Origin of the sequence: Marinobacter sp. EhC06, from assembly GCF_001650915.1 — a bacterium.
Lineage (GTDB): Bacteria > Pseudomonadota > Gammaproteobacteria > Pseudomonadales > Oleiphilaceae > Marinobacter.
In genome coordinates this window covers 23,815-40,547 of record NZ_LXYO01000001.1, presented here as the reverse complement: position 1 = coordinate 40,547, position 16,733 = coordinate 23,815, and the positions used below count along the sequence as shown (strand labels likewise).

Sequence of the window (16,733 nt, the reverse complement as noted above, 5' to 3'; positions counted from 1 at the left end):
ACATTAATGCTTTTTGACAATTGTTAAAAGTTTACGGCTTGCTATATCCTTCGTTTTGAGTCGTAGGCCACGTTATTACATTGCGTTACGTAAAACCCTTGGAGCCTGCCAACGGAACCGACTTAATTTATGTCATGGAATGTCATCCGAAACAGGGTTTGTCACGTTGGAAATTAAGTCGCCCAGCCTAAATATCTCCCGCAGTGCTCGCCTGGCTATCGCACTTGGCTCGCTTGCCGCTCTGTCTGGCTGTCTTTCAAGCAGTGACAGCCAGCAGGCAGATCCGGTTGTTGTCGAGAACCCTGTGGCTTATGTCGAAAGGGCTCTGCTTTTTGACGAGAACACCGGTGCCCTGGTGGAGGACAACCTGGCCGACCCGAGCGCCTTTCGCCCCGGTGCTCGACTGCTTCTGAAGGCCAGCGCGACCGCCGACGCCGAAACACGGGATATTGCTTCCAGGGCGTTCGCCGGGCCGCAATTCCTCGATGACAACGGCCAGTTACGTTACGACGTGAAAGATCTCCACGTATCCCACGATGGCTCCAGATTGCTGTTCTCCATGCGCGCCCCGGAGATCGAAGACGCCGATGACGAGGATCAGCCAACCTGGAATATCTGGGAATACGACGTTAGTACCGACGCCCTGCGTCGGATCATCGATTCGGACGTCACTGCCCGTGCTGGCCAGGACGTTGCGCCCGCCTATCTTCCCGATGGCAGGATCGTTTTCTCTTCAACCCGCCAGCGGATTTCCAAGGCGGTGCTGCTGGATGAAGGCAAACCCCAGTATTCCGGCCTGGACGAGGAGGGTGACAGCCCTGCGTTTGTTCTTCATGTGATGGACGATGATGGCCAGAATATTGAGCAGATCACGTTCAACCAGAGCCACGACCTCGACCCTATGGTGGCCGATGATGGCACCATTGTGTTCAGCCGCTGGGACAATGCCGGCCAGACCCGCAACAACGGTGTAAACCTCTATCGCGTGAACCCTGACGGCACCGGCCTGAGCTATCTCTTCGGTCGTCACTCTCACGATTCGGTACCAGAAACCAACGATATTCAATATCTGCAGCCCCGCAAGTCAGACAGTGGCAATCTGCTGGTTCAGCTAAGGCCATTTGAGAGTGATGATTATGCGTCCGTGTTGGCAGAAGTCGATGTTGACCAGTTTGTTGAGGCCAACCTGCGCATCGACGGGACCGAAGGTTCTGGTCAGCGCTCGCTTGTGCCCGGTGTAGGCCTGGATGGGCAGCTGTCGCTGAAAGGCAGCTATGCATCGGTTTCACCGCTGCTGGACGGTACCAACCGTTACCTGGTGAGTTGGACACCCTGCCGGTTGCGGGAAACAGCAACCGACCGGATCGTTAACTGCACGGAAGACCGCCTCCAATCCGAAGAATACCAGCCCGCAGAGCCCGTCTACGGTCTCTGGCTTCTCGATATCACCAGTGAAACCCAGCGACCAGTCGTCCCACCTGTTGAGGGTATTCAGTTCGATGAAGCCGTACTGATGAAGGAGCGGTCCCTGGAAGGATTTATTCCTGAGTCCCAGTTTACCGGTGATGAGGGCGCCCTCGGGGATGCCGGTTACGGGGTTCTGCACATCCGCAGTGTCTATGATATTGACGGAGTAGACACCACGCCGGCTGGTATTGCTGCAATGGCCGATCCGCTGCAGACGCCACCGGAGGATCGGCCTGCCAGGTTCCTTCGCCTGGAAAAACCCGTGGCCATTCCCGATGAGAATGTCCGGGATTTCGACAACAGCGCTTTTGGCCGCAGCCGAGCTCAATTGATGCGGGAAATACTGGGTTACGTACCGATCGAGCCGGACGGCTCAGTGAAGGTGGCGGTGCCGGCTAATGTCGCATTCGCCATCAGTGTACTGGATGAGCAAGGCCAGCGAATCGGTGCCAGGCATCAGAACTGGCTGACGGTGCGCCCAGGCGAGACCCTCGAGTGTTCAGGGTGTCATAACCCGAACAGTCCGACACCCCATGGCAGGCCGGATGCCGGTCCATCGTCCGTGTGGGGTGGGGCCGCAACCACCAGCCTTCCGTTTCCGAATACCGACCAGGCTCTGTTTGCCGACATGGGTGAAACCATGGCTCAGGTGTTTGCCCGCATCAACGAGATTCGCCGGCCGACGCCGGATGTGATCTATGCCGATGAATGGTCCGGAGATGCCGTGGATCCCAAGCCTGAAAGCTTTGCCTACGGCTATGCCGATCTGCAGACACCGCCGCCAGTATCCGGCGTTTGCGCCACCGACTGGGCGCCGAATTGCCGGATCGTGATCAACTACGAGCAGCATATTCACCCGCTCTGGGGCCTGAATCGGGAGGTGTTGGACCCGAACACCATGACGGTCGTGGATGACTACACCTGCACCAGTTGCCATACCGACACTGATGCGGCAGACGCTCAGCAAGTGCCGGCTGGACAACTGGATCTGGGCGATGGCCCTTCACCCGATGAACCGCTGCATTTCAATGCCTACCGAGAACTGCTTTTTCCGGATAACAAGCAGGAGGTGGTGAATGGTGCGTTGGTCGATGAACTCGAGGATTCGGGAGAAATACTGAGAGATGAAGAAGGCAACCCAATTCTGGATGCCAACGGAGACGAGCAGCCCATTTTCGTAACCATTCCAGTGCCAGCGTCAATGTCTGTTAACGGCGCCCGTGCCAGTGATTTCTTCGATGTATTCGCCGAGGGGGGAACTCACAGGGATTTCCTGACTCCTGCAGAACTTAGACTGATCGCAGAGTGGCTGGATATTGGCGGCCAGTATTTCAACAATCCGTTCGATGCCCCGGAAGACTGATCCAAGGACTGAAACTCGCGCCATGCCCATTGCCTTTCTCATGTTTCTATTATTTTTGCCGGCCCAGAGCTGGGCTGGCTGGCTGTGGGGCCAGGCTGAAGAAGACGTGGCGCAAGTGCAGGTGACCGAGCCTTACATTGAATGGCGAACCGGCCCGGCAACTGGCTATCCGGTTTTCCATACCAGCGAGAAAGGGGAATGGCTGACCATTCTTCAACGCAAGACCAGCTGGATCAAAGTAACGGACGCCCGGGGCCGGGAAGGCTGGGTTGCGGTTGCTGATATCGCCCAGACCGTGGATGGCACCGGTAATCGAGTGGATCTTCAGGTACCGGATTTCGATTCATTCGGTAACCGGCGAGTCGAAGCTGGTTTAATGATGGGTGAGTTTGATGGTGCCGCTGTCACGGCAGGCTACGGCGGTTTCTGGATGACGAGAAACCTGTCGGCCGAGCTCTGGGCCTCGCAGATCCTGGGCAGCGCCTCGGAGATTCAAATGGTGAATGCGAATCTGGTGCATCAGCCATTCCCGCACTGGCGGGTATCGCCCTTTTTTACGCTCGGGGTCGGACATATCTGGGTTGATCCCAAGGCCACTTTGGCTCAGCCCGAAGAGCGGGATAACAGTATTGGCCATGCCGGACTCGGTATTCGTGCCTACATTACCGATCGATATTTCATCCGTGCCGAAGTGAAGGACTACAAAGTGTTCACGACCCGGTCCACCAACGAAGAAGCGACAGAATGGAAAATCGGACTAAGCATCTTTTTCTGAAACCGCTGTGTCTCGGAGCTGGGCTATGCGTAGCCGCAGCCGCCCAGGCCCAGGATGATCGGCCGCTGATCGAGCCGGATGTTACCCCGGTGCCGGTCACCGAGGCGCTGATTGACACCGAGAACTTTGAAATCGGCGCGTTTGTGGGTGTGCTCAATATCGAGGACTTCGAGTCGTCGCTGCTTTATGGCGGCAAGCTCACCTACCACCTCAGTGAGTCCTTCTTTTTCGAGGCGGGAGTGGGCTTTGCGGAGGGCGGCGAAACCAGTTTCGAGAAGCTGGCCGGCAACGTGGAGGTGCTCACCGACAGTGAGCGGGATTACAGCTATTACAACATTAACCTGGGTTACAACGTGCTGCCGGGCGAGGCCTTCCTCACTGAGAACTATGCGTTCAACACCAATTTCTACCTGATCGCAGGGGCCGGAGCCACAGATTTTGCCGGTGATACCCGGTTTACCCTGAATGCCGGGGCGGGCTATCAGGTGCTGTTGACGGACAGCGTCGCAGTCCACCTTGGTGTGCGCCAGCACTACTACCGCATTGATGTTCTGGGGGCCGAGAAGACCTCCATGAACACCGAGGTCAGCACTGGCCTGTCGGTCTTTTTCTGATTACAGGAGCAACGGTTATGAAAGCATCCATAAAATCGCTGGCAGTAGCGGGCATCCTGGTCTGCCTGAGCCCACTGGCAGGCGCAGAAGCAATCAATGTTCCGGCTCCGGATTTCACCCTGGAAAGCCGTTCCGGGGAGAACCTGAGGCTGGAGGATCATCGTGGTGAAGTGGTGATGCTGAACTTCTGGGCCTCCTGGTGCGGGCCCTGCCGCCAGGAAATGCCCCTGATGGATGAGTTGTACAGCCAGTACAAGGATCTCGGCTTCACAATCCTGGCGGTCAATGTGGATGAGAACCGGGAGGAGGCGCATCGCTTCCTGGACAAGGTGCCCGTGAATTACCCGATCCTCTACGATCCGGAGAGCTCGGTGAGCGAACTGTATGAAGTGCAGGCCATGCCAACCACCGTGATGATTGATCGCAGTGGCAATGCCCGTTATCTCCACTACGGATACCAGCCGGGCTACGAAGACGAGTACGAACAGCAGATTCGCGAATTGGTGCGCGAGTAATTTTCGGACGGGACGTTTATGCGTAGTTTGTCGATCTTCACTGTCTCCGCTCTTCTGGCCGCCTCGTTCGCGGTTTCTGGATGCAGTTCAGTCAAGCCGTGGGTGAAACCTTACGAGCGGGATAATCTGGCGGATCCGGTCATGAGTCTCAGTCGTCATGGCAAAGCGGATTCCTACATGCACCACGTCTATCAGTCCCGGGAGTCTGCACGGGGAGCGGAAGGCGGTTCGGGAGGTGGATGTGGCTGCAACTGACAGAAGACAGTTGGTGCGGTCCGGGTTGCTTTTTTTGCTGGCGCTGTTGCCGTTCGGGCATCAGGCGATTGCGGCGACCTTGCCAGTGGATAACGTGGATGTTCTCTACCACCGCTACGATGGTGGTGGCATGGTCATTGACGGCCCATCAGTTCTGGTGCGCAAGGGTATTGGCTCGTCGGTTTCGTTTTCGGGGCAGTACTACGTCGACTCTGTTTCGGCCGCTTCGGTGGATGTCCTTGCAACGGCGAGCCCCTATGAGGAAGAGCGGAACGAGTACACCTTTGGCGTTGATTACCTGCACGACAAATCCATTCTGAGCCTTGGCTTTACCAACAGTACCGAAAACGATTACGAAGCCAATACCGTTTATTTTTCTGTCAGTCAGGAGTTCTTCGGGGGTATGTCCACGGTCACCATGGGTTATGCCAGTGGCTGGGATGAGGTTGGCCGGGTTGGTAACGATTCCTTCAGCGAGGAAGCCGATCGTCGCAACTATCAGCTGGGTCTGAGCCAGGTTGTCACCCGCAACAGTCTGGTGGGCCTGGACCTTGAGGTAGTCACGGATGAGGGCTTCCTGCAGAACCCTTACCGACAAAACCGCTACATCGACCCGAACGATTCCACAGGGTTCCTGTATCAACCGGAGCGTTATCCGGAAACCCGAACCAGCACCTCCGTGGCCATGCGAGCGCTTTACTATCTGCCGTATCGCGCCTCAATTCGCGGTGAATACCGTTATTTTTCCGATACCTGGGGCATCAACGCCCACACGGTCGAGCTGGGATACGTGCACGGATTGAACCAGCATTGGACCCTTGAGGGGTCCATTCGTTACTACAGCCAGAGCGAGGCGGACTTTTACAGCGATCTTTTCCCATTCGAGAACTCCCAGACACACCTGGCCCGTGACAAGGAACTCAGCTCCCTTTCCGGGACAACCCTGGCGGTGGGCGCGGTCTACGAATGGAAGCAGACGTCGCTTCCCGGCATCGATCGCCTCCAGTTCAGCTTACTGGTTGACTGGCTGAATTTTGAATATGACAACTTCCGGGATGTCACCGCAGCCGGTGACTTTCTCCCCGGCGAAGAACCCCTTTATTCCTTCGATGCCTATGTAACCCGGGCGTCGTTGATTCTTGAATACTGAGCATGCAGGAAGAACGACCATGGCCACTTGCTTGAACTCCCGATTTCCGGTGCTTTTAGCGGCATTGACCCTCGCCCTGACAGCCCCCGCATTTGCCCAGACCAATCCCGGCGCGGAGAAAGATGATACAGCCGTCGCCGAGCAGGTGGAGGCTCTCAAGAAGAAGGTGATCCGCCTGAACCGGGACCTGTTTATCCTCGAAGAGGATCTGCTGTTCCCGGCCAATACCCAGGTTGCGGTGTTTCTCAGCGTGGATGCCGGGAAGTTCCTGAAGCTTGATGCAGTGAAGCTGAAGGTCGACGATGAGATCGTTGCGTCTCACCTCTATACCGAGCGTCAGGCGAAAGCGCTTGAACGTGGCGGCATGCAGCGGCTGTACGTGGGCAACCTGAAGACCGGAGTCCACCAGATGACGGCGTTTGTTGAGGGAATCGGTCCGGATCAGCGGCCCTACAAGCAGGCCGCGTCCCTGGAATTTGAAAAGAGCACCGGCACAGCCGCTCTGGAGATCCGTGTCGAGGATCGCTCCTCCGATTACCAGCCCTCAGTTTCCATCGTGGAGTGGGAGTAAGCCGCGTCGTGGGATTGACAGTGTTCAAGCCGTTTCGGGCAGGCCCGGTACTTTTCACCGGTGCTTTGCTATGGCTGACGATGATTGCTCCGGCCCAGGCCGATGAGCCCCAACCGGAGCGTGCGGAGGACCTCAGGTATGGTTGGGTACTTTATGAATACCATCAGGGCAACGCCTTTGAGGCTCTGACCCAGCTGGCGGTTGCCCGGGAACAAGGCGGTATCGACGGACATGGTGATCATCCGGCTCTGGTAGAGGGCGGGCTCATGCTGTCCTGGGGGATGACTCGTGAGGCCAGCAGATTATTCACGGAACTGCTCGGTGCTGACGGTGCGGGCAGCACACTTTCGACCGATGTTCGCAATCAGGCCTGGTTCTATCTGGGCAAGGTGTTCTACCTGGAAGGTGATCATGACCTGGCCAGCGAGAATCTCGAGCGTGTAGATGGTGACATCCTGGCTGAGGCCAACCATGACCTGTTTCGCGAGTGGATTTATCTGCGAGCCCGACTGGCCATGATGTCTTCGAGGTTCGGAGACGAATCGGATTTGGCGTCGCTCCGGGCGAAACTGGAAGACACGGATATCTGGTCCCTTTACCTCCGGTACAATTCGGCCGTTTCCGCCCTGGCTGCCGGAGACGCCGTCACGGCCGAGGCGGAACTGCAGGCACTCATCGCCATCATTGAACAGTCTACCGACTCTGCCGAACCAGAGGCAGAACGCGAGGGGCTGTTGGGCAGGGCCCGCCTGTCACTTGCCCGACTGTATCTCAGGGATAACCAGTTCGACGCGGCCCTGGGGGTTCTTGGGGACATGCCCCTGAATGGGGTGTTCGCCGATCAGGCCCTGTTTGACTATGCCGTAGCCGCGGCCGGGCAGGGTAGGCCGGAGCGGGCACTCCATGCCCTTGATACCCTCTCGAACCGTGATCTGTTCTTGCCGTGGCGACAGCAGGTTCCGTTTGCCCGGGCCTATGTGCTTGAGCAGATGAACAGACCACAGCAAGCATTGCCCGCGTTTAAACAGGCAGCCGATCATTACCAGGCCCGTATCGAGGAACTCAATAACATCCGGAACCGGCTCAGTGAAGAAAATTTGATGGCGCAGCTCGATTTCAGCCGCGATAGTGACGGGATTCTCACAGATTCCTACGGACGACTGCGGGTTCAGCCGGTCGATTTCGGCATGGCCGAAGTGCTGGCTTCGGAAACGTTCCAGCAGGCCCTTGCGGAACTGAACGAACTTTACCGGATGCAGTCCTTCGTCGCCGAGCGGCAGTCCCGGTTCGAGTCCTTCCGGGTCATGCTGGAAACCCGCGAACAGCAGCGTCAGGTTCGTATTGCCCAAACCCGTCGGGCGCTGGAAAACCAGCAGGCGGACCAGTGGCAGCAGTTGCACCAAGAATTCAGTGAGAAGATTTCTGAGGCACTGACGGAGGAAGACGCCGGTTTCTTCATGACCTCCAAACAGAAGGCGCTGAGAGACAAGCTCGATAAGGTTGAAGAAACTCTGGCGGGCTTGCCTGACGACGCGACCACGGCCAGCCAGCGTGCGACTTATCAGAGGATGCGTGCCTACTTCGACTGGTGGATTGCGGATGACTATGGCGTGAATCGCTGGGCGGCGCAAAAACAGTTGCGGGAGCTGAATCGCGAAATGGATCGCTTTCAGGCTCAGCGGCAGCGGGTTGAAACCCTGATGGCCGACGACGCCCGCCATGCTGAACTGGCTCGACGCATCGCTGCCAGTGAACGGGAACTCGCGACCCTTGGGGAAGAGATTGCCGATGCATTGGGCAATGCCCGGCAAGCCCTCTTGAGCCAGGTAGACAGCATGCTTGTAGCCCAGCAGGAGGAGCTGAACGGGTATCTGTTGGCTTCCCGTCATGCCCAGGCCAGACTGGCGGACCAGCTGTTCCGTGCATCGCAAAATGCAGGTGCCGGGGATGAGTAATCGGACGATTGGAAAGACCGTTAAGGGACTTGTCATCGCGGGGGCCCTTGTTATGGCCAGTGGCTGCCAGATGTTGCAGTCGATGATGCCCGCCGGCGACGAGGAAATGCCCCGGGTCCGTGAGGGCACCCTGGCAGCGCTTCCGGCGACCGAAACCCGGCAAGCCAGTGGAAGTATAGAAGCTGGTAGCGACCCGGCGGGCGATGTTTCCATCGAGACGGTGATGGACAGCTACAAGGCACTTTTGCCACTCGTGGACGATCCCCGGAAGCAGGTCACCATCCGGCATCGGCTGGCCGATCTGGAGTTCCAGCGGGCGGAGCGGAAAATGGCCGATACCGCCGTCGATGAGCTCTCCGGTGCTATTGAAGCCTACCAGCGCCTTCTGTCCGAATATCCAGAACGCGAAGGCAATGATCAGATCTACTATCAGCTTGCCAGGGCCTGGGAGCTTCGGGGTGCGACGCCTCAACAGCTGGAGGCCCTGAATACCCTGGTCCAACGTTACCCCGATTCAGAATACTGGATTGAAGCCCAGTTCCGTCGGGGCGATCTGCTGTTCATCGATGGCCGGTACCGGGAAGCCGAGCAGGCGTTCGACGAGGTTACCCTGGCCAGCCAGGAACGCTTGGCCGATGCCTCGTTCCTGGTGAACGCGCATTACATGAAAGGCTGGAGCCTGTTCAAACAGGCGCAGTACCAGGAGGCCCTGTTCAGCTACGTAGAAGTGCTCGATCTGGTGATGCCCGATGGGCAACCGGTTGCGGATGTGGATCAGCGTAGCCAGACCCTGATAGAGGATTTATTCAGGGTAGTTGGGTTGTCGCTGTCTTACCTTGACGGCGCGGAAACCCTCCAGGCGCTGTTCCGCCAGACGGGTGGGCGTCCATATGAAATCCTGGTCTACGACCGATACAGCGAGCTTTTGCTCGAGAGGGAACAATACAGTGACGCCATCGATGTCTTTGAGGCCTATATAGAAGACCATCCGGCCAGCCCCTGGGCGCCACGCTACCACATCCGGATCATCGATACCCTGGAGCTCGCCGGTTTCACCCGTACCATCCCTGAACGAAAGGCCGGCTTTGTCAGCCTTTACGGACTCTACAGCGATTACTGGCAGTCAGCGGACCCTGCGGCGATCGGTTTTATCGAACAGCAGCTGGAACAGCTGTTGCCGGAACTGGCAGACCGTCAGTACCTGCTGGCAGGGGAGGCCACGGATGATCAGCAGGCGGACGATCACTACCGCAAAGCCGCCAGTTATTATGCCGAATTTGCGGCTACTTTCCCGGATCATCCCCGCACACCCGAGCGTCTCTTCCTCCTGGGTGAGACTTATCTGGAACTGGAAGACTGGCCGGCGGCCATCGCTGCTTTTGAGCGGGTGGCCTATGACTATCCCGGCGACCAGGTGCCCGAGCGAGCAGCGGAGGCAGGCTATGCTTCGGTACTCGCTTTCCGGGAGTACGCAAAGACGTGGGGCGACGATCCCGTATCTGAGCAAATGGCTTATCAGGAACTACAGCAGTTGAACCGACTGAGGTTTGCAAATGCTTTCCCAGGTGATTCCCGGGCGCCGGCTGTGTATTACATTGCACTGCAGCGGGAGTTTGACCAGAACAATTGGGAAGAGTCAGTCAACATGGCGGCTCGTCTTGTTACCTGGCAACCGGCGCCTCCGGCCGAATTAACAACGGAAGCCTTGTTGTTATCTGGCCACAGTCTGTCCGAACTGGGTCGATATGCGGAGGCGGAACTGGCTTACCGTGACGCCCTTGCGACAATGGCTGAAGACGATGAACGCAGAAGCGGGGTTCGTGAAAATCTGGCCGCCGCGGTCTATCGGCAGGCAGAGCAGTTAGCTGATGCCGGCAATGTGGAGGCGGCCGTCAGCGAGTTCCTGCGAGTCGGCACGGCCGTTCCCGAATCCGTTCTGCGGGCAAATGCGGAATACGATGCTGCCTCACTTCTTATAACTGCCAGTCTTTGGGATCAGGCTATCAGTGTGCTGAACGGATTCCGGAGGACTTTCCCGGATCACGAACTGATTGATACGGTCCCGGCAAAACTGGCGTTGGCCTACCGTGAAACGGAGCAGTGGGAGCGAGCAGCCGACGAACTTCAGCAAATGGTGGCACTGGCGACGACGCCGGAAGAGCGAAGAGAAAATCTGTTGATTGCAGCAGAGTTGTACGATCAGGCCGGCAACCGGGAAAAGGCGATCGACACCTGGCGCAGTTACGCCAACAGCCATCCCGAGCCGGCGGATGTCTACATGGAAGCGGCCAATCGGTTGTCCGAGCTCTACCAGGAAGAGGGGGATACCGAAAAACGGGATTACTGGCTGCGCAAGCAGATGGAAACGGTGGACCGGGACCTGGACGCCGCGGACGATCGCATGAGGTACCTTGCGGCGTCAGCCTCTGCAATTCTCGCCCGCGATGCCCTTGCCCGGTATGACAGCATTCGCCTGACTCTGCCGCTGAATCAGAGCATGACAGCAAAGACCGATGCACTCGAAAGGGCAGTCAATGCCTACAAGAAAACTGCCAGCTACGGTCTCTCGTCGTTTGCAACCGAGGCCGGGTACCAGATCGCCCATATCTATGGACGCCTCGGTGCCGACCTGATGGACTCTGAGCGGCCCACCGGATTGAGCGAGCTTGAACTGGCCCAGTACGAGCTACTGCTGGAAGAACAGGCCTACCCGTTTGAGGACAACGCCATCGATATCCACGAGCAGAACATCCGGCGGGCCCGGGAGGGCATTTTCGATGAGTGGGTCAAGCGCAGCTATGAGGCTTTGAAAGTCCTGTTGCCGGGGCGTTACCGAAAAGAAGAAGTGACCTCGGGGGTTGTCTATGAAATCGATTAAGGCCTGTGGACTGTGTCTTTTGGTGATAGTCGCCCTGTCTGGATGCGTGACGGCCCCGACGCCGCCAGAGTCTGACGCAGAAGCCGAGCAGGCTGTCCTTGAAGCCTCATTCAGCGAAGCGGTCCAGGCCATGGAGCAGGGCAATCTTGCCGAAGCCCGGTCCCGTTTTGAGCAATTGGCCCGCGACTATCCGGAAAAGTCCGGACCCATGGCCAACCTTGGCATCATTGCTTTCCAGGAAGGGCACACCGATATCGCGACACGGTGGTTTGAGGCCGCGCTCGCGGTGAACCCCGAACATGTCCAGGCGTTGAATCATCTGGGCGTGATTGCCCGGAACGCCGGTGAATTTGATGAAGCAGAGCGGTATTACCGTGCAGCTCTGGCCGTGGATCCTGGATATGCGCCCGCGATTCTTAATCTGGCTTTCCTGCTTGATATCTACCTGGGTAAACCTGCTGACGCCGTTGAACTTTATGAGCGCTATCAATCAGCTGCCAGCGAGCCACACCCGAGACTGGAAGACTGGATCTTCGATGCGCAAAACAGAATCTGATATGGATAACCTGATATGAAACGTCTCGCGCTGATAGCTCTGGCCGCTTCCGCGTTGTTGCCTGCGGCGCCCATGCTCTACGCCCAGGATGCCCCGGGGGTGGTAACCATTGAGGGCACTCGCATCCGTGGCGATCAGGAAGTGCCCACGGTGATGTATCTGGTGCCCTGGCAGCCACCGGAAGTGGACGAGTTGCGAGCGCCGGAGGAACGCCTGATGGTTGATCAGGGCCTTCGGCCCCTGGAGCGCTATGAATTCCAGCGTTTTATCAAGTACCACGAAGCCTTTATCAGACAGACGGAGGCCGCCATCGGGCAGTAGAATGTGACGTTTGTCACGTCCTGAGTGTGTTCCTGCGCAAGATTAAACAAACCCTCACACAGACTTTCGCGAACTTACCCTCTCGGGGGAGGGTCGCGCATAGACTGATCTGAAAACCGGACCATGGAGTGCCCAGAAAATGATCGATACCGCCGTTCGCTTCTTCCAGGAAGGTGGCTTTTTTATGTTTCCGATCGCCGTTGTGCTGATTATCGGACTCATTGTTGCCATTGAACGTTACGTTTACCTTTCCGCCCAGAAACTGACCAACCGTCGGGACTTCAACCGTCTGCACCAGATGATTGCCAAGCGCGATCTGAAGGGCGCCCTGAATTACACCCAGGAATCCGGTAGTGCCATGTCGACCATGATCGGCTTCGGCCTTCAGCGTCTGGCCCGCCGCCAGGGGCGCGAAGAGATCGAGTACGCGATGGAAGAGGGGCTGCTGGATGTCATGCCCAGGCTGGAAAAGCGCACCCAGTACCTGGCGACGCTGGCCAACATCGCCACGCTGCTGGGTCTTCTCGGTACCATCATTGGCCTGATTGCGGCGTTCACTGCCGTGGCTGCAGCGGATCCAGCCCAGAAGGCAAGTCTGTTGTCCCAGAGTATTTCAGTCGCCATGAACACCACGGCGTTCGGCCTGATGTCGGCTATCCCAATGCTGCTGATTCACTCCTTGCTGCAAACCAAGACCAATGAAATCGTCGACAGTTTTGAAATGGCCGGCATCAAGGTGCTGAACCTTCTCAGCGACGGTTCTGGTAACAAACCGGTCGCCCAACCACAGGCCCAGAACGCCGCTGCACCGGCACAGGTAGCGACTCCGGCCGGTAGCCCGGCCTGATAACCAGCCAGAAGGATGTCAGGCCATGAGACGGAAACATCGTCGCCTACAAAGTGAGGCCGATCTCGACATCACGCCCTTCATGAATCTCATGATTGTGCTGGTGCCGGTACTGCTGCTGAATATGGTGTTCGCCCACACCAGCGTTCTGGAACTGAACTTCCCTACCGGTGAGAGCCTTTCGGCCGAGCAGGCGGAAGAGCTCCAGATCCAGGTGGTGATCTATGAGGATCGCCTGGTCGTTGCGGATAACCAGGGCGGCGTTATCAAGAACATCCCCCAGCGCGAGGGCGAGTATGATTTCGTTCTGCTCAAGGATGTCATGAAGGAAATCAAGAGTCGGGTGCCGGACAAAAAGGATGTGATCATCATGCCGTCCCGGCAAACCTCGTATCAGTCCCTGGTCTCCGTGATGGACACAGTGCGCTCCTACGAAGCTGTCGTGGCTGGCAGCGTTGTTGAGGCAGAACTGTTCCCTGAGATCTCGCTTGGTGATGCTCCTGTTAAGACTTCTGGATCCGCGGAGGTGAGTTCATGAAAGAATCCGCGAAAGCCCGTCGTCTGAAGCGCCACTATCGACGCAACAAGAGCCAGGGAAAGATGAACCTGGTCTCGTTGATGGATATCTTCACCATCCTTGTGTTCTTCCTGATGGTGAACTCCTCCTCTGACGTACAGGTATTGAACCAGAACAGCACCATCAAACTGCCGGATTCCACTGCCCAACAACCCCCGGGTGATGTTTTAGCGTTGACCGTAACCGACAGGGACATCCTGGTGAACGGGCGACTGGTGGTAAAACGCGACGCTTTCCAGACCTTCGACGGGCAGGTTGAGCCCTCCCTGAAACAGGAGCTTGACTACCAGGCCAGCCGTTCGTCGGCGCCTGCACCGGATGCTGGCCGCCCAATTACCATTCTTGCGGATCGGGAACTGCCTTACGAGCTGCTCAAGAAAATCATGTCCACCTGTGTGGACGCCGGTTATGCCAGCATTTCCCTGGCGGTTAATCAGCGTACGGAACAGGGAGCCTGACCATTATGGATTATCGGTACGGATTGCCCTGGAATCAGGAGCGCGGTGAGCGGAAACGTCTGCTGGCTGCGGCCGTTGTGGTGGTGCCGCTGTTCCTTGCGTTCGCAGGCTATGTCAGCTGGATAGAACTACCTGAGCGGGACAGGCAGGAACAGGAGGCGTTGCCGCCACAGCTGGCAAAACTGATCATTGAGAAGAAAGAGCCGCCAAAACCGGTACTGCCTGAACCCGAGCCGCCGAAACCTGAGGAAAAGCCGGTGGAGCAGGCTAAGCCAGAACCCGAACCGGAGCCTGTGCCCGAACCGGTGGTTGCGGAACCGGAGCCTGAACCTGAACCAGAAGTAGCGGAAAAACCAGAGCCAAAGCCGGAACCCAAGCCCGAGGAAGTCGCCAAGGCGCGGGAAAAGGCAAAGAATACCGGTATTCTGGCAATGGGGAACGAACTGAAAAAGCTCAGCTCGCTGGCGGAGTCGGTCAAGCTGGATGGCCCGGTTGCCAATACAGCTGAGCCTATTGCTCGCAAAACCGGTGATACGCTGGCCTCCCGCGCTACCGCGAGTGCCAAGAGCAGTGGCGTGAACGAGGAAGTGCTCAATCGGGAGGCCGGTCAGGTCGCCCTGGCTGAGCGCCAGCGCGCGGAAGTTGCGGAAGCCGAACGGGTTGCTGCAGTCAAAGAGGCAGCCCGCAATGAACGGCAGGAAACCGCTGCCAGAACCCGGAGCAAGGAGGAGTTGCGCCGGACCATGGACGCCAACAAGTCCGCGATCTACAGCATCTACAACCGGGAGCTGCGACGGAAGCCTTCGCTTCAGGGGAGTATCACGCCGGAGCTGGTGATTGAGCCCAACGGTGCGGTATCCAGTTGTTCAGTCGTGGAGTCCACCCTCAACGAACCGGCACTGGAGAACAAGATCTGTAATCGTCTGAGGCTGGTGGATTTCGGGGCCCGGCCGGGCGTCGACCAGACCAAGATCCGTTATCCGATTGAATTGCTGTCCAGTTAACCAACTGGACAGCACAGCGTCTTGCTAGCGTTTCGGGGCCGCAACTGCGATTGCGAGACTGACCAAACCAGAGCCTGCAAGGGCACCCACGAATGGCATCAGGGTTGGAATGCTGCCGGGGAAACTCGCAGCTTCCAGGCCGGCCATCAAACTGCCTCCGGACATCCAGCCGGGCAGAATCGCCCCGAAAAGCCCTGCCAGACAGCCCAGAATGGCCGCCCGGGTGGTCATTTTCCCCCAGAGTCCCATCAGCACAGGCAGTACCGCCGTGGCACACAGCAGGTCGGCGATCAGGAACAGCCGGAGCACGGAAATGCCCTGAAGGGCTACCAGAACCACCGGAATCATCAGCAGCACTGTGAACCATCGGGCACTGACAATGGAAAGGCCCTGTTTTTCGGTAACCGCCAGGGATGCGAGCGCATTCTGCAGGGTATCCACCGAGGAAGCGACCAGGGTGATGGCCAGAATAAGGGCCGGCAAAGCCAGCCAGGCCGGGGCATCGGCCAGCAAGGCAAAGAACGGAATCGGAGGATTGCCAAGGTCCGCGCCACTCAGGGCCGCCAGGATTCCTAACCCGCCCACAACGGCGACAACGCCGATGGTAACTACGCCGCCGAGCAGTGCTCCACGGCTGAGGGCATCGGTGTCGCGGGCTGACCACAACCGCTGCCAGTATCCCTGATGGAACAGGTTGGCGGCGGTGACGGCGATCACCAGAGTCAGCGCCACGCTGAGGGCCCCAGAGGTCGGGATGTCGGGCAAGGCTGCGGGAGCTGCGTCCGGGAGTTTGCCAAGCGCGACGAAACTGACAATCGCCAGCAGGCCGATCAGCAATAATGCCTGCCATTGATCGGTAACGATACTTGCCCGGAGGCCACCGACAGCCGTGTATACCAGCGTGGTAACCGCAACTCCAATGACCACGACGCCACCGTCAATGCCGGAGAGCAGCGAGGTAATGGCGCCGATGGCAGTGAGCTCGGCGGTCAGGAAGCAGAGCATGTAAAGTACTGAGATCATCGAGACATAGCGGCGCACGCCATTGCCATAGCAGGCGTTGGCAAACTCGCCGATGCTGCGCCCCTCGGGCAGGAAGCGGCGGATGGCGGGTCCACAGAAGGCGAACACAATGAATGGCAGAGCGGCACCTAGGGCATAGCCTGCCAGTGCCAGCGGGCCGACCAGCGCGCCTACTTCCGGCGGGGCAAACAGGATCCAGCCGCCCATCCCGGAGGCCAGGAAAGAAAGCCCCAAAGCCCTGGCTCCCTGACTGTTCCGTGCCGTTACGTAATCATCCAGACCGCCGTCTGCGAGCCGGGCTCTGAGTCCCAGCCAGGCGAACAGAATCATGGCGACCGCAATCGCCGCGAGGGTGGTATAAAACATCGGGTGCTTCTCCGCCAGTCATCGAGCGGGCAATAGTG

General features: G+C 58.0%; 16 protein-coding genes. 15 read left to right on the top strand and 1 reads right to left on the bottom strand.

The genetic code is table 11. From position 1 onward, the window contains the following. Positions 1-139 precede the first annotated feature (139 nt). The 15 genes from A8B84_RS00180 to A8B84_RS00115 all read left to right on the top strand — a co-directional run bounded on the left by A8B84_RS00180 (position 140) and on the right by A8B84_RS00115 (position 15,306). Positions 140-2,830, top strand: a complete 2,691-nt coding sequence (locus A8B84_RS00180; RefSeq protein ID WP_064228954.1) for a PD40 domain-containing protein — start codon at positions 140-142, stop codon at positions 2,828-2,830. Positions 2,831-2,852: 22 nt separating this feature from the next. Next, positions 2,853-3,605: an SH3 domain-containing protein gene (locus A8B84_RS00175; RefSeq protein ID WP_064228955.1), complete on the top strand. Its 753-nt coding sequence runs from the start codon at positions 2,853-2,855 to the stop codon at positions 3,603-3,605. Continuing rightward, entirely contained in the window at positions 3,575-4,219 is a 645-nt protein-coding gene (locus A8B84_RS00170) for an outer membrane beta-barrel domain-containing protein (protein WP_064228956.1), read from the top strand. Before A8B84_RS00175 ends, A8B84_RS00170 begins: the two co-directional genes overlap by 31 nt. A 17-nt stretch (positions 4,220-4,236) precedes the next feature. Continuing rightward, a complete protein-coding gene (locus tag A8B84_RS00165) occupies positions 4,237-4,734 on the top strand; it encodes a TlpA family protein disulfide reductase (RefSeq protein ID WP_064228957.1) in 498 nt (165 codons plus the stop codon). An 18-nt stretch (positions 4,735-4,752) separates the two neighbouring features. Beyond that, positions 4,753-4,989 carry a DUF4266 domain-containing protein gene (locus A8B84_RS21155; protein ID WP_082905028.1) on the top strand — a complete coding sequence of 79 codons (237 nt, stop codon included), beginning with the start codon at positions 4,753-4,755 and terminating at the stop codon, positions 4,987-4,989. Then, entirely contained in the window at positions 4,976-6,139 is a 1,164-nt protein-coding gene (locus tag A8B84_RS00160) for a DUF3570 domain-containing protein (protein WP_064229018.1), read from the top strand. Before A8B84_RS21155 ends, A8B84_RS00160 begins: the two co-directional genes overlap by 14 nt. Before the next feature lie 19 nt (positions 6,140-6,158). After that, complete coding sequence (locus A8B84_RS00155; RefSeq protein WP_064228958.1) at positions 6,159-6,710, top strand: hypothetical protein; 552 nt, start codon at positions 6,159-6,161, stop codon at positions 6,708-6,710. A 20-nt stretch (positions 6,711-6,730) separates the two neighbouring features. Then, entirely contained in the window at positions 6,731-8,665 is a 1,935-nt protein-coding gene (locus A8B84_RS00150; RefSeq protein ID WP_227512769.1) for a hypothetical protein, read from the top strand. Next, the gene (locus A8B84_RS00145) at positions 8,658-11,543 is read left to right on the top strand and encodes a tetratricopeptide repeat protein (RefSeq protein WP_064228959.1); all 2,886 of its coding nucleotides are present in this window, start codon (positions 8,658-8,660) and stop codon (positions 11,541-11,543) included. The genes A8B84_RS00150 and A8B84_RS00145 overlap by 8 nt, the downstream gene beginning before the upstream one ends. Then, entirely contained in the window at positions 11,530-12,099 is a 570-nt protein-coding gene (locus A8B84_RS00140) for a tetratricopeptide repeat protein (RefSeq protein ID WP_064228960.1), read from the top strand. The genes A8B84_RS00145 and A8B84_RS00140 overlap by 14 nt, the downstream gene beginning before the upstream one ends. 15 nt (positions 12,100-12,114) lie before the next feature. Then, a complete protein-coding gene (locus A8B84_RS00135) occupies positions 12,115-12,420 on the top strand; it encodes a hypothetical protein (RefSeq protein WP_064228961.1) in 306 nt (101 codons plus the stop codon). A gap of 139 nt (positions 12,421-12,559) precedes the next feature. After that, positions 12,560-13,267, top strand: coding sequence for a MotA/TolQ/ExbB proton channel family protein (locus tag A8B84_RS00130; protein WP_064228962.1), 708 nt, complete (start codon positions 12,560-12,562; stop codon positions 13,265-13,267). A gap of 25 nt (positions 13,268-13,292) precedes the next feature. Then, positions 13,293-13,805 carry an ExbD/TolR family protein gene (locus tag A8B84_RS00125; RefSeq protein WP_064228963.1) on the top strand — a complete coding sequence of 171 codons (513 nt, stop codon included), beginning with the start codon at positions 13,293-13,295 and terminating at the stop codon, positions 13,803-13,805. Continuing rightward, positions 13,802-14,302 (top strand): ExbD/TolR family protein, encoded by a 501-nt coding sequence (locus A8B84_RS00120; protein WP_064228964.1) that lies wholly within the window; start codon positions 13,802-13,804, stop codon positions 14,300-14,302. The genes A8B84_RS00125 and A8B84_RS00120 overlap by 4 nt, the downstream gene beginning before the upstream one ends. A 5-nt stretch (positions 14,303-14,307) precedes the next feature. Next, a complete protein-coding gene (locus A8B84_RS00115) occupies positions 14,308-15,306 on the top strand; it encodes an AgmX/PglI C-terminal domain-containing protein (RefSeq protein WP_201257839.1) in 999 nt (332 codons plus the stop codon). Between the two features lie 24 nt (positions 15,307-15,330). On the opposite strand, the gene A8B84_RS00110 is transcribed toward A8B84_RS00115, so the two are convergent. Continuing rightward, positions 15,331-16,695 carry a sodium:solute symporter family transporter gene (locus A8B84_RS00110; protein WP_064228966.1) on the bottom strand — a complete coding sequence of 455 codons (1,365 nt, stop codon included), beginning with the start codon at positions 16,693-16,695 and terminating at the stop codon, positions 15,331-15,333. Between the last annotated feature and the right edge of the window lie 38 nt (positions 16,696-16,733).